At 41.7% G+C, this 12,437-nt stretch carries 20 protein-coding genes and 1 pseudogene; 19 read left to right on the top strand and 2 right to left on the bottom strand.

Annotated elements, in window-relative coordinates:
- Nucleotides 1–211 precede the first annotated feature (211 nt).
- Together ACG916_RS06955 and ACG916_RS06950 are read right to left on the bottom strand one after the other, a co-directional pair.
- Nucleotides 212–1,771: a helicase HerA-like domain-containing protein gene (locus tag ACG916_RS06955; protein ID WP_209827921.1), complete on the bottom strand. Its 1,560-nt coding sequence runs from the start codon at nt 1,769–1,771 to the stop codon at nt 212–214.
- 281 nt (nt 1,772–2,052) lie between these two features.
- Nucleotides 2,053–3,243, bottom strand: coding sequence for a PLP-dependent transferase (locus ACG916_RS06950; RefSeq protein WP_336953492.1), 1,191 nt, complete (start codon nt 3,241–3,243; stop codon nt 2,053–2,055).
- 180 nt (nt 3,244–3,423) lie between these two features.
- Here ACG916_RS06950 and ACG916_RS06945 point away from each other — a divergent pair, with 180 nt between their 5' ends.
- The 19 genes and pseudogenes from ACG916_RS06945 (at nt 3,424) to rplR (ending at nt 12,437) form a co-directional block, all read left to right on the top strand.
- Complete coding sequence (locus ACG916_RS06945) at nt 3,424–4,149, top strand: type 1 glutamine amidotransferase (RefSeq protein WP_419327703.1); 726 nt, start codon at nt 3,424–3,426, stop codon at nt 4,147–4,149.
- Nucleotides 4,150–4,423: 274 nt separating this feature from the next.
- The gene (rpsJ, locus tag ACG916_RS06940) at nt 4,424–4,735 is read left to right on the top strand and encodes a 30S ribosomal protein S10 (protein WP_004725677.1); all 312 of its coding nucleotides are present in this window, start codon (nt 4,424–4,426) and stop codon (nt 4,733–4,735) included.
- 61 nt (nt 4,736–4,796) lie between these two features.
- Nucleotides 4,797–5,435 carry a 50S ribosomal protein L3 gene (rplC, locus tag ACG916_RS06935; protein ID WP_004725679.1) on the top strand — a complete coding sequence of 213 codons (639 nt, stop codon included), beginning with the start codon at nt 4,797–4,799 and terminating at the stop codon, nt 5,433–5,435.
- Nucleotides 5,436–5,446: 11 nt separating this feature from the next.
- Complete coding sequence (gene rplD / locus ACG916_RS06930) at nt 5,447–6,049, top strand: 50S ribosomal protein L4 (protein ID WP_004725681.1); 603 nt, start codon at nt 5,447–5,449, stop codon at nt 6,047–6,049.
- Nucleotides 6,046–6,366 carry a 50S ribosomal protein L23 gene (gene rplW, locus ACG916_RS06925; RefSeq protein WP_004725684.1) on the top strand — a complete coding sequence of 107 codons (321 nt, stop codon included), beginning with the start codon at nt 6,046–6,048 and terminating at the stop codon, nt 6,364–6,366. Before rplD ends, rplW begins: the two co-directional genes overlap by 4 nt.
- Before the next feature lie 11 nt (nt 6,367–6,377).
- Nucleotides 6,378–7,202: a 50S ribosomal protein L2 gene (gene rplB / locus ACG916_RS06920; protein ID WP_004725686.1), complete on the top strand. Its 825-nt coding sequence runs from the start codon at nt 6,378–6,380 to the stop codon at nt 7,200–7,202.
- Between the two features lie 19 nt (nt 7,203–7,221).
- Complete coding sequence (rpsS, locus tag ACG916_RS06915; RefSeq protein ID WP_004281508.1) at nt 7,222–7,497, top strand: 30S ribosomal protein S19; 276 nt, start codon at nt 7,222–7,224, stop codon at nt 7,495–7,497.
- A 9-nt stretch (nt 7,498–7,506) separates the two neighbouring features.
- Nucleotides 7,507–7,836 (top strand): 50S ribosomal protein L22, encoded by a 330-nt coding sequence (gene rplV, locus ACG916_RS06910; protein ID WP_004725688.1) that lies wholly within the window; start codon nt 7,507–7,509, stop codon nt 7,834–7,836.
- A 1-nt stretch (nt 7,837) separates the two neighbouring features.
- Nucleotides 7,838–8,654: pseudogene (gene rpsC / locus ACG916_RS06905) on the top strand (30S ribosomal protein S3).
- The gene (rplP, locus tag ACG916_RS06900; protein WP_004725694.1) at nt 8,594–9,007 is read left to right on the top strand and encodes a 50S ribosomal protein L16; all 414 of its coding nucleotides are present in this window, start codon (nt 8,594–8,596) and stop codon (nt 9,005–9,007) included. Before rpsC ends, rplP begins: the two are co-directional and overlap by 61 nt.
- The gene (gene rpmC / locus ACG916_RS06895; protein WP_004725696.1) at nt 9,007–9,204 is read left to right on the top strand and encodes a 50S ribosomal protein L29; all 198 of its coding nucleotides are present in this window, start codon (nt 9,007–9,009) and stop codon (nt 9,202–9,204) included. The genes rplP and rpmC overlap by 1 nt, the downstream gene beginning before the upstream one ends.
- Nucleotides 9,201–9,458 carry a 30S ribosomal protein S17 gene (gene rpsQ, locus ACG916_RS06890; RefSeq protein ID WP_004725698.1) on the top strand — a complete coding sequence of 86 codons (258 nt, stop codon included), beginning with the start codon at nt 9,201–9,203 and terminating at the stop codon, nt 9,456–9,458. The genes rpmC and rpsQ overlap by 4 nt, the downstream gene beginning before the upstream one ends.
- A 92-nt stretch (nt 9,459–9,550) precedes the next feature.
- Nucleotides 9,551–9,919, top strand: coding sequence for a 50S ribosomal protein L14 (rplN, locus tag ACG916_RS06885; RefSeq protein WP_004725701.1), 369 nt, complete (start codon nt 9,551–9,553; stop codon nt 9,917–9,919).
- Nucleotides 9,920–9,930: 11 nt separating this feature from the next.
- Nucleotides 9,931–10,248 (top strand): 50S ribosomal protein L24, encoded by a 318-nt coding sequence (rplX, locus tag ACG916_RS06880; RefSeq protein WP_336953494.1) that lies wholly within the window; start codon nt 9,931–9,933, stop codon nt 10,246–10,248.
- Nucleotides 10,249–10,264: 16 nt separating this feature from the next.
- Nucleotides 10,265–10,801, top strand: coding sequence for a 50S ribosomal protein L5 (rplE, locus tag ACG916_RS06875; protein ID WP_336953495.1), 537 nt, complete (start codon nt 10,265–10,267; stop codon nt 10,799–10,801).
- A 9-nt stretch (nt 10,802–10,810) separates the two neighbouring features.
- Nucleotides 10,811–11,116, top strand: a complete 306-nt coding sequence (gene rpsN / locus ACG916_RS06870; RefSeq protein WP_004725707.1) for a 30S ribosomal protein S14 — start codon at nt 10,811–10,813, stop codon at nt 11,114–11,116.
- A gap of 13 nt (nt 11,117–11,129) precedes the next feature.
- Complete coding sequence (rpsH, locus tag ACG916_RS06865; RefSeq protein WP_004725709.1) at nt 11,130–11,525, top strand: 30S ribosomal protein S8; 396 nt, start codon at nt 11,130–11,132, stop codon at nt 11,523–11,525.
- A 13-nt stretch (nt 11,526–11,538) separates the two neighbouring features.
- Nucleotides 11,539–12,072, top strand: a complete 534-nt coding sequence (gene rplF / locus ACG916_RS06860; protein WP_004725711.1) for a 50S ribosomal protein L6 — start codon at nt 11,539–11,541, stop codon at nt 12,070–12,072.
- Nucleotides 12,073–12,086: 14 nt separating this feature from the next.
- The gene (gene rplR, locus ACG916_RS06855; RefSeq protein WP_004725713.1) at nt 12,087–12,437 is read left to right on the top strand and encodes a 50S ribosomal protein L18; all 351 of its coding nucleotides are present in this window, start codon (nt 12,087–12,089) and stop codon (nt 12,435–12,437) included.

The following is a 12,437-nucleotide window of genomic DNA, read 5'->3' as shown; positions in this document are numbered from 1 at the left end:
CACATAAAATAATTATGGTTTATTTTAAATTTAAGCCCTATTGATTGAAATCATTGGACTTATTTTTAAATTTTTTTAAATGATTTTTTAGATATGTTTAGATGGCTTGATTAAGCGAGATAAGCGAATGAAAAGATAAGCAAGAACATGCGCTATAAAATAGAGAATAAAAAAGGAGCGCTAACGCTCCTCACATTTGTGTTTAAGCGAATTAACGGCCACCAAATAATGAACCTAACAAACCGCGGACCAGTTTTTGTCCTGTAGGGCCGCCTAAAGTTCGTGCAGCACTTTTAGCAAAAGTTCCGATCACATCTTGAGTCAGTTTGGCACGCGCAGCTGCAGCTTTTGCTTCTTCTTTTTCTAAGCGTTCTTGCTCTTTGGCTTGTTGCTTATCGAGAGTCTGTTGTTGCTTTGTGAGCTCTTCTAATTGCTTGGCTTGTTGAGCTACAGCATCAAAAGCCACCTGCTGTTGTGAGCTATCAGAAACTTTACGTTGTAGCATTTCATAAGCGCTATCACGATCCACTTCATTGTCATAAACACCTGCGACAATACTTTGCGCCATCAATGCTTTTCGTTCATCTAAAGTAATTGGGCTAAATGATGAGTAGGGTGGCATCACCATCGCTCGTTCAACCACTTGAGGCGTACCTTGTTCATCTAGGCAACTAATAAGCGCTTCACCGACAGCTAGCTCTGTAATTGCTTGATCTACTTTAAACTCTGGATTGGCACGGAAGGTATCGGCAGCAGTTTTTACTGCTTTTTGATCTTTAGGGGTAAAGGCACGTAATGCATGTTGCACGCGGTTACCGAGCTGCCCTAAAACATTTTCTGGGATATCTAATGGACTTTGTGAGATAAAATAAATTCCGACACCTTTAGAGCGAATTAGACGGACCACTTGTTGAATTTTTTCTTGTAATGCTGGGCTGGCATTATCAAAGAGCAAATGCGCTTCATCAAAAAAGAACACCAATTTTGGCTTATCTAAGTCACCGACTTCAGGTAGCTTTTCAAATAACTCTGAAAGCATCCAAAGTAGAAAGGTTGCATAGAGCTTTGGTGTGTTCATCAGCTTATCCGCAGCCAATAGATTGATATAACCATGTCCATTGGCATCAGTTTGGATAAAATCCATAATATCAAGGCTTGGCTCACCAAAGAAACGTTGACCGCCCTGATCACCTAATGCCAATAGATTACGTTGAATAGCACCTAAACTTGCTGGTGATAGATTGCCGTATTCTGCTTTTAAAGCCGCAGCATTTTCACTGACATAGGTCAGCATGGCTTTTAAATCTTTAAAATCAATTAACAGTAAGCCTTGATCATCTGCAACACGGAACACCGCTGAAAGCACACCTTCTTGAGTGTCATTTAAATTCAGCATTTGCGAAAGTAACAGTGGGCCGATTTCAGAGATTGTGGTACGAATCGGATGTCCTTGCTCACCAAATAAATCCCAAAAAATAGTCGGTGATGCAGCAAAAGGGACACTGTCTATCCCTAAGCTTTTAATGCGTTCTTCAAATTTAGGATTGGTTGAACCTGCTTTGGCTATACTTGAAACGTCGCCTTTTGCATCAGCCAGAAATACGGGTACACCAATCCGTGAAAAACTTTCAGCAAGCACTTTAAGGGTAATGGTTTTGCCTGTCCCTGTGGCTCCTGCAATTAAGCCGTGACGGTTAGCAAATTGTGAATGTAATACAATATCTTGTGTTGTATCCGAAGTTTTTTTTGCGATGACGATTGGTGTACCCATTGTTATTCCTATAGCTTTAATTTGAGTTTGGATGTTTTTTATCTGACTCAATATTTATATCATTGTTGTTATACAAAATTGCATTAAATGATGATGTTGTAAATCTGTTTTTATTGTTGAATATGAATGTAGGGTGGTGCGAATTGTTTCCTGAAATGCAGAGGGAATAAGTAAAAACTAAATGTACTTTTTGCTGAATGAACTCTGCGCTTAATCGTGTTTAGAGGTGAGTATAGAGCCCTTGCCATCATTTGATATAGCAAAGACCCATATATTATGTATTAAGCCTGAATGGCTTGAAGCGCGTGTTGAATATCTTGGATTAAATCGTCTGGATGCTCTAAACCAATACAGAAACGAACCAATAGACCTTGCTCTAGATGTGCGCGTTCTAAATGACGCATGTCACTCAGATTATAAATCATGACTAAGCTGACAGGACCACCCCAACTAAAACCGAGTTTAAATAAAGATAAATGATCACAAAACTTTCGGATTTTGTTGATATCAAACTCAGGTTTAAAAATAACACTAACAAGACCAGCACTTTGTCCTGTTTGACAGGTCTGGTTCCAATAGGTGTGACTTATATTGTCAGAATCCGCAGGGTGTAAAATTTGAGCAAACGCATTTTGATTTTTTAGCCAATTTAAAATCTTTAAAGCACTTTGAGACTGATGCTCATAACGAATTTGCATTGAGGCCAAACTACGTTGCACTTGTGCGGCATCATCACCTGAAATCGCGATACCTTGAATGGCATGCATACGGAACAGCTTATGATGTAAAGCTTTATCTTGAGTGACCACAGATCCCATTAAAATATCACCCCCACCACTCGGGTATTTGGTCAAGGCATGTACACTGATATCTACGCTTAAATGTTCATGACTAAAATCAAAGGCATTAAAAGCTATACCAGCTCCCCAAGTATTGTCCAAGGCCGTCAGGATTTTCTTTGCTTTGGCTTTTTTGACTAAATTAACAAGATCCGGAAATTCAAGTGTGACTGAACCTGCGGCTTCTAACCAAATCAGTTTGGCATTTTCATTGGGTTGGAATGAGTCTGCATCAATTGGATTGTAAACTTGAACAATAATGCCATAACTTTTTTCAAGGTGACGTAGGTGTTCCATGTTGGGACCATAGATATTGTCTGCGACCCAAACTTCATCTCCATGACTTAAAAAACATGAATTGACTATGTTAATCGCAGATAAACCACTAGGTGCAAGTAAACAATATTCACCCCCTTCAATTTGAGCAATGTGATCGCCTAAGGTAAATGTTGTCGGTGTGCCATGTGTTCCATAACTATAATCGTAACGATCTGTCCAATGGCGATTAAATAGTGCATCGGTATTTTCAAATATAATTGTTGACGCACGAAATAGGGGAGGCTGTATAGTATTTATATATTGTGGTGCTTTACGAGAAGAATGAATTAAAGCAGTAACTGGTTCTTGTTTCACAGGAATACTCAATTTTTGTTAATAGCTGGACTAAAGTAAGCAAAACATAATCGCTCAGTGACGAAAAGCAATAAATTGTGAAAAATAATAAATAAAATTGATATTGGCTTCATTTTTGCATTTATCAGACTATGTTTTGTGATTTGTAGCGTAATTGATACAACAAGAATAGGTGATAACATGAAAAAACTTAAAGTGCATTATTTTCAGCATATTGCAGGTGAAGGCTTTGGAAGCTGTTATGAGTATTTGAAAGCAATGGGCGCAGAAATTACTGCAACAGAATTTTTTGCTTTACCTATAGATTCTCAGTTAGAAATAGAAGCTTTACCGCATGTCAATGATGTGGATTTACTCATCATTATGGGTGGGGAAATGAGTGTAAATGATGAAGCTAACTATCCTTGGTTAAAGGTTGAAAAACGATGGATTCGCCGCTATTTAGCATCGGAAAAGCCTGCAATCGGTTTGTGTTTGGGTGGGCAGCTGATAGCCAATGCTCTAGGTGCTAATGTTCGACGTAATACTGTACGGGAAATCGGTTGGACCTTGGTCAATAAAAGCAACCATGTGCCAGAAGATTATTTCCAATTGCCTGAGCGGGTCAATGTCATGCAATGGCATAGTGAGACCTTTGATATTCCTAAAGGTGCAATTCGTTTGGCGGAGAATCCAGCATGTCCCAACCAACTTTATCAAATAGGCAAGAATGTGTTGGGATTTCAGTTTCATCCAGAAATCACCCCGCATAGCTTAAAAATTTTCATTGAACATGAAGAAGAGGATATGGTGTTTAGTGGGCTACACAGTCAATCATTATTGGATTTAAAAAAATCACAACAAATGGACTATGTGATTGGTAATCAGTTACTCAATCATGCGATTGACTACGTTTTGAGGGTTTAAGTTGGTGTTTAAATAATAAGCGCTTTATTTATAATTAATTACTCAAAAAAAGGTAAAAATGTCCAAATAAGTTTGCTTAAGTGTTAAACAATCGTTATAATGAGCGACCCTCCAATATGGTGGGGTGAATGGCGAAGAAAGTCATTCAGATCGTTACAGTCGTGGCATCGATCACGACCTTAGTGATTTTCACTGCCTTTGACACTTGCCTACTTTAGTGGGGTGAGATGCGTCAAGGGTGATTCTTTATATATTTGGCTTGGAGTTAACTGGTATGTCTAACCAGAGAATTCGTATCCGTCTTAAGTCTTTTGATCATCGTTTAATTGATCAATCTTCTCAAGAGATCGTAGAAACAGCAAAACGTACTGGCGCACAAGTATGTGGTCCAATTCCGATGCCTACTCGCATCGAACGTTTTAACGTTTTAACATCACCACACGTGAACAAAGATGCGCGTGACCAATATGAAATCCGCACATATAAACGTTTGATCGACATCGTTCAACCTACAGACAAAACTGTAGATGCGTTGATGAAGTTGGATCTTGCAGCTGGTGTTGATGTTCAGATCGCATTGGGTTAAGGCTTTCGGTTAATTAACGCTTTATAAGTTAATTAGGCCGCTTTTTTAGAGGTTTATGCACATGGCTATTGGTTTAGTCGGTCGCAAGTGCGGTATGACACGTATCTTTACAGATGCTGGTGTTTCTGTGCCTGTAACAGTGATTGAGGTTGATCCTAACCGTATCACTCAAATCAAAACGCTTGAAACTGATGGTTATCAAGCGATTCAAATCACTACTGGTGAACGTCGCGAATCTCGCGTAACAAATGCTCAGAAAGGTCACTTTGCGAAAGCTGGTGTGGCTGCTGGTCGTTTAGTTAGCGAATTCCGTGCTACAGAAGCTGATCTTGAAGGTCGTGAAGTTGGTGGAACTATCGGTGTTGATTTGTTCGCAGTAGGTCAAGTTGTTGACGTAACTGGTCAATCAAAAGGTAAAGGCTTCCAAGGTGGTGTTAAGCGTTGGAACTTCCGTACGCAAGATGCTACACATGGTAACTCTTTGTCGCATCGTGTTTTGGGTTCTACAGGTCAAAACCAGACCCCTGGTCGCGTATTTAAAGGCAAAAAAATGGCTGGCCATTTAGGTGCTGAACGCGTAACAGTTCAAGGTCTTGAAATTGTATCTATCGACGCAGAACGTTCAGTTCTTGTTGTTAAAGGTGCGATTCCTGGTGCTACTGGTGGCGACGTTATCGTTCGTCCTACGATCAAGGCCTGAGGGGAAATAACGTGAATTTAAAAACTGTTTCCGGCTCTGCTGTTGAATTATCAGAAGTAGCTTTCGGTCGTGATTTTAATGAAGCTCTTGTACACCAAGTTGTTACAGCTTATTTAGCTGGTGGTCGTCAAGGTTCTAAAGCTCAGAAATCACGTGCAGACGTTTCTGGCGGTGGTAAGAAACCATTCCGTCAAAAAGGTACTGGCCGAGCTCGTGCGGGTTCTATTCGTAGCCCAATCTGGGTTGGTGGTGGTAAAACTTTTGCTGCTCGTCCACAAGATTGGTCTCAAAAAGTTAACCGTAAAATGTACCGCGGTGCAATGCAATGTATCTTAGCTGAACTTGTTCGCCAAGATCGTCTTGTTCTAGTTGAAGAGTTTGCTGTTGAAGCACCTAAAACTAAAGAATTGCTTGCTAAACTTAACGGCTTGAACGCTACTCGCGCATTAATCGTTACTGAAGCTGTAGATGAAAATCTATATTTAGCTGCTCGTAACCTTCCACACGTTGATGTGGTTGATGCTGCTGGGATCGATCCTGTTGGCTTGATCGCGTTTGATAAAGTTGTTATGTCTGTTGCGGCTGCTAAGAAGATTGAGGTAGAACTCGGATGAACAACGAACGTATCTATCAAGTCCTAAAAGGGCCTGTTTTTTCAGAAAAAGCACAAGTTCTAGGCGAAACTGCTGGTGTTCAAGTTTTTAAGGTTGCTATTGATGCAAACAAACTTGAAATCAAAAAAGCAGTAGAGCAATTGTTTGGTGTAGAAGTTGTTAAAGTTAACACGACTATCACTAAAGGTAAGACTAAGCGCTTTGGTAAAACATTGGGACGTCGTTCTGATGTTAAAAAAGCATACGTCACCCTGAAAGCTGGCCAAGATGTTGAAATGGCTGACTTGGGCGATACCGCTGAAAGCACAGCGGAATAAGGACGAAAATTATGCCAATTCAAAAATGTAAGCCAACGTCTCCAGGACGTCGCTTTGTAGAGAAGGTGGTTCATAATCATCTTCACAAAGGCGCGCCTTATGCACCGTTGGTTGAAGCTAAGAAACGTACTGGTGGTCGTAATAATAATGGTCACATTACCACTCGTCATGTTGGTGGTGGTCATAAACAAAACTACCGTATTGTTGACTTCAAACGTAACAAAGACGGCATCCCAGCTGTAGTTGAGCGTATTGAATACGATCCTAACCGTACATCTCATATTGCTTTATTGAAATATGCTGACGGTGAACGTCGTTATATTATTGCCGCTAAAGGCTTACGTGCTGGTGATAAAGTACAATCTGGTAACGATGCTCCAATTCGTCCAGGTAACTGCTTGCCGCTTCGTAATATGCCTATCGGTTCTACATTACATAACATTGAGCTTAAAATCGGTAAAGGTGCACAGTTAGTGCGTTCTGCTGGTACTTCTGCTCAATTGTTGGGTCGTGACGGTTCTTACGCAATTATTCGTCTTCGTTCAGGCGAAATGCGTAAAGTACACGTTGAATGTCGCGCTGTGTTAGGTGAAGTATCTAACTCAGAAAGCAACCTTCGTTCACTTGGTAAAGCAGGTGCTGCACGCTGGCGTGGTGTTCGTCCTACCGTTCGTGGTATGGCGATGAACCCAGTTGACCATCCACATGGTGGTGGTGAAGGGCGTAACAAAGGTATTCAACCTGTAAGCCCATGGGGTCAAAAAGCTAAAGGGTACAAAACACGTACCAATAAGCGTACGACTAAGATGATCATTCGCGACCGTCGCGTTAAGTAACAAGTAAAGGAATCTGACAATGCCTCGTTCTCTGAAAAAAGGCCCATTCGTCGATGCGCACTTGTTCGCTAAGGTTGAAGCGGCTATCGCGGCTAATAACCGTAAGCCGATCAAAACTTGGTCGCGTCGTTCGATGATCCTCCCGGATTTTGTTGGTTTAACAATTTCTGTACATAATGGTCGTAACCATGTTCCAGTGATCGTATCTGAACATATGGTTGGTCACAAACTCGGTGAATTCGCGCCAACTCGTACCTATCGTGGTCACGGTGTTGACAAGAAGTCTAAACGTTAAGGTGCTATGATGGAAGTTACTGCTAAATTACGCGGTGCCGCTATCTCGGCACAAAAAACTCGTTTGGTTGCAGATCTAATCCGTGGCAAATCTATTGCTCACGCGCTTAATATCTTAAACTTCAGCAATAAGAAAGCTGCAGTTATAGTAAAAAAAGCATTGGAATCTGCAATTGCAAACGCTGAACACAATAACAGTTTAGATGTAGACGACCTTAAGGTTACTACGATTTACGTTGATGAAGGCACGAGCCTTAAACGTATTATGCCACGTGCTAAAGGCCGTGCAGATCGTATTACTAAGCGTACTTGTCACATTACCGTTAAGGTAGGGGTTTGATATGGGTCAGAAGGTTCATCCAATCGGTATCCGCCTTGGTGTTGTAAAACGTCATAACGCCAACTGGTATGCGAGTCCGAAACAATACGCTGAATATTTGCTTAAAGATCTTCAAGTTCGTGAGTTTTTAACTAAAAAACTTAAAAGCGCGATGATCAGCAAAATTCTTATCGAACGTCCTACAGGCGCTGCTAAAGTAACTATTAGCACTGCTCGTCCAGGTATCGTTATCGGTAAAAAAGGCGAAGACATTGAGAAATTACAGCGTGAACTCACCAAGATTATGGGTGTTCCAGCGCAAGTAAGCATCAACGAAATCGATCGCCCAGATTTAGACGCTCGTTTAGTTGCTGAAGCAATTGCTTCACAATTAGAGAAGCGTGTAATGTTCCGTCGTGCTATGAAGCGTGCGGTTCAAAACACTATGCGTGCTGGTGCTAAAGGTATCAAAGTTGAGGTTTCTGGTCGTTTAGGTGGTGCAGAAATTGCACGTACTGAATGGTATCGTGAAGGTCGTGTACCTTTACATACACTTCGTGCTGACATCGACTATGCAACTATGCGTGCTGAAACTACTTACGGTACGATTGGTGTTAAAGTTTGGATTTTCCGTGGTGAGATCTTAGGTGGCATGAAACAAGTCATGAACCCTGCTCCTGCTGAAGAACGTCCAGCTAAACGCGGTCGCGGTCGTGGTGAAGGTCAAGAGCGTCGTGGTCGTCGCAATGATCGTTCTGCTGAAAAAGGAGAATAATCCATGTTGCAACCTAAACGTACTAAATTCCGTAAGGTGCAAAAGGGCCGTAACACTGGTCTAGCGCATCGTGGTAGCACAGTATCTTTCGGTACAATCGCACTTAAATCTGTTGAGCGTGGTCAAATGACTGCTCGTCAAATCGAAGCTGCGCGTCGTACAATTAGCCGTCGTGTTAAACGTGGTGGTAAGATCTTTATCCGTGTTTTCCCAGACAAACCAATTACTGAAAAGCCATTAGAAGTTCGTATGGGTAAAGGTAAAGGTTCTGTGGAATACTGGGTTTGCCAAATCAAACCAGGTAAGATCTTGTACGAAATGGATGGTGTTAGTGAAGAATTGGCACGCGAAGCGTTTACGCTTGCAGCTGCTAAGCTTCCATTTAAAACCACTATCGTTACTAAGACGGTGATGTAATGAAAACTAAAGATCTACGTGAAAAATCGGTAGAAGAGTTGGCAGCTTTGCTAGATGAGCAACAGCTTAACCAATTCCGTCTTCGTATGGCGAAAGCAACTGGTCAATTGGGTAAATCGCATGAAGTTGCGTTAACTCGTAAGACTATTGCTCGTATCAAGACCCTCCTTACCGAAAAACAGGGGAACGCACAATGAGTGAGCAAACAGTTCGCACGTTAACAGGCAAAGTAGTAAGTGACAAAATGGACAAGTCTATTGTTGTACTTATTGAACGCCGCGTTCAACACCCGTTGTATGGCAAATCAATCCGCCGTTCAACAAAATTACACGCTCATGATGAGAATAACACTGCTAAAACTGGCGATGTTGTAACCATTAAAGAAAGCCGCCCAATTTCAAAAACTAAAGCTTGGACTTTAGTGGAAGTTATTGAAGCAGCTGCTGAGTAATTAGACGTTCTTGTTGCATCATCGGTCAATTTCGAGTACTCTTTGAGCCTTTCGAAATTGCGACCGGTGATGCTCGGTTTTGGAGTAGGGCAATGATTCAGACCGAAAGTATGCTAGACGTAGCAGACAACAGTGGTGCTCGCCGCGTACAATGTATTAAAGTACTAGGTGGTTCACATCGTCGTTATGCTTCTGTTGGCGACATTATTAAAGTTACTGTAAAAGAAGCAATTCCACGTGGCCGTGTTAAAAAGGGTGACGTGATGAATGCAGTTGTAGTTCGTACTAAATTCGGTATTCGTCGTCCAGACGGTTCTGTGATCCGTTTTGATGATAATGCTGCAGTTATCTTGAACAACAACAAGGCTCCGATTGCCACTCGTATTTTCGGACCAGTGACTCGTGAACTTCGTACTGAACAGTTCATGAAAATCATTTCATTGGCTCCTGAAGTTCTATAATAGAGGCAATCATGGCTAAGATTAGAAAAGGCGATCAAGTAATTGTGATCGCAGGTAAAGAAAAAGGCAAACAGGGTACTGTTTTGTCTGTTTCAAATGACCAAGTTAAGGTTGAAGGCCTTAATTTAGTTAAGAAGCATCAAAAGCCGAACCGTGCAACAGGTGCTGAAGGCGCTATCGTTACACAAGAAGCTTCGCTTCATATTTCAAACGTGGCAGTTTTTAATGCTGCAACCCAAAAGGCTGACCGTGTTGGTTACCAAGTGATTGAAGGCACGAAAACTCGTGTTTATAAATCAAATGGTGAATCAGTGGCGGTAGCGAAGTAATAGGTTGAACTAGGCTATGGCCAGACTTAAAACACGTTATAACGACGAAATCCGAGCTAAGTTGAAAGAAGAACTTGGTTTGGGCAACGTGATGGAAATTCCTCGCGTTACTAAAATCACCATCAACATGGGTGTTGGTGCAGCTTCAGCTGACAAGAAATTGTTAGATGGCGCTTTGGCGGATATGCAAGCTATTGCTGGTCAAAAACCAGTTCTTACATTAGCGCGTAAATCAATCGCTGGTTTTAAAATCCGTGATGGTTGGCCGATTGGTTGTAAAGTAACTTTACGCGGCGAACAAATGTACGAATTCTTAGACCGTTTGATCTCTATTGCGATTCCTCGTATTCGTGACTTCCGCGGTTTTTCTGCGAAATCATTCGATGGTCGTGGTAATTATTCAATGGGTCTCAAGGAACAAATTATGTTCCCTGAAATCGATTTTGATAAGATCGATCGTATTCGTGGTATGGATATTACTATCACTACGACTGCTCGTACTGATGACGAAGGCCGTGCGCTAATCCGTGCATTCGGCTTCCCGTTCAAATAAGAGGTCGATATGGCTAAGAAAAGTATGATTAATCGCGAATTGAAACGCGAAACTACAGTTGCTAAATACGCTGCAAAACGTGCTGAATTAAAAGCTACGATTGCAAACGTAAATGCATCTGATGAAGAACGTTTCGAAGCGATGATGAAGTTACAAGCATTACCACGTAATGCGTCTCCAGTACGTCTTCGTAACCGTTGTGGTTTAACTGGTCGTCCTCATGGTTACTTCCGTAAGTTCGGCTTAAGCCGTAACAAATTACGTGACACAGTAATGCAGGGTGATGTACCGGGCGTTGTTAAGGCAAGCTGGTAAGGAGCGACTATAAATGAGTATGCAAGATACCGTTGCCGACATGCTAACACGTGTTCGTAACGCACAAATGGCAAAGAAACAAACTGTTTCTATGCCTAATTCTAAGTTGAAAGTTGCAATTGCAAACGTACTTCAACAAGAAGGTTACATTTCAAATGTAGAAGTTGCTGATCTTGAAGGCAAAGCTACTTTGACAATTACTTTAAAATATTTTGAAGGCAAACCAGTTATCGAAACTGTGAAACGCGTAAGCCGCCCAGGTCTACGTCAGTATCGCGGTAAAGATGCACTTCCAAGCGTTAAGCAAGGTTTAGGTATTGCAATTGTTTCTACAAGCAAAGGCATCATGACTGATCGCGCTGCACGTGCTGCAGGCGTTGGTGGTGAAGTTATTGCTTTTGTTTCTTAATAGGTGATTCCTCATGTCTCGTGTGGCTAAAGCCCCAGTAACTGTACCTAACGGTGTAGCAGTTACTCAGAACGGCCGGCAGGTCGAAGTGAAAGGCAGCAAAGGTACGTTGTCTTTCAACCTGCATGCGCTGGTCGAGCTTAAACAGGAAGAAGGTCAACTTCATATTGCTCCAGTTAAAGAATCTCGCGATTCTTGGATGCAAGCTGGTACTGCTCGCGCTGTTCTTAATAACCTTGTAAAAGGTGTTAATGAAGGCTTCGAACGTAAGTTACAACTTATCGGTGTTGGTTATAAAGCTGCGGTTAAAGGTACAGTTGTGAACCTTAACCTTGGTTATTCTCATCCGATTGATTACGCTCTTCCTGAAGGTGTAACTGCTGAAACTCCGACTGCTACTGAAATCATTTTGAAATCAGCTAACAAGCAATTGTTAGGTCAAGTTGCTGCAGAAATCCGTGGTTATCGTCCACCAGAGCCGTATAAAGGTAAAGGTGTTCGCTATTCTGACGAAGTTGTACTTCGTAAAGAAGCTAAGAAGAAATAAGGCGCGAGGTTCTTATGAACGAAAAGAAACAATCCCGTTTGCGTCGTGCGAAAAGCACACGCTTGCACATTCGTGCATTGGGTGCGACTCGCTTGTGTGTAAACCGCACGCCGCGTCACATCTATGCTCAAGTTATTTCTGCAGATGGTGGCAAAGTATTAGCGCAAGCTTCTACTTTGGATGCATCTTTACGTAGCGGAACTACAGGTAATGTAGATTCAGCAACTAAAGTAGGTGCTTTAATCGCAGAACGTGCAAAGGCTGCTGGTGTAACTAAAGTTGCATTTGACCGTTCTGGTTTTAAATATCATGGTCGTATCAAAGCCTTGGCTGATGCTGCTCGTGAAAACGGCTTGGAGTTCTAA

It is taken from the genome of Acinetobacter legionensis (assembly GCF_048552295.1).
In the GTDB taxonomy this organism is placed as follows: Bacteria; Pseudomonadota; Gammaproteobacteria; order Pseudomonadales; family Moraxellaceae; genus Acinetobacter.
The sequence above is the reverse complement of the archived record's forward strand: the minus strand, read 5'-3'. Positions and strand labels throughout refer to the sequence as shown.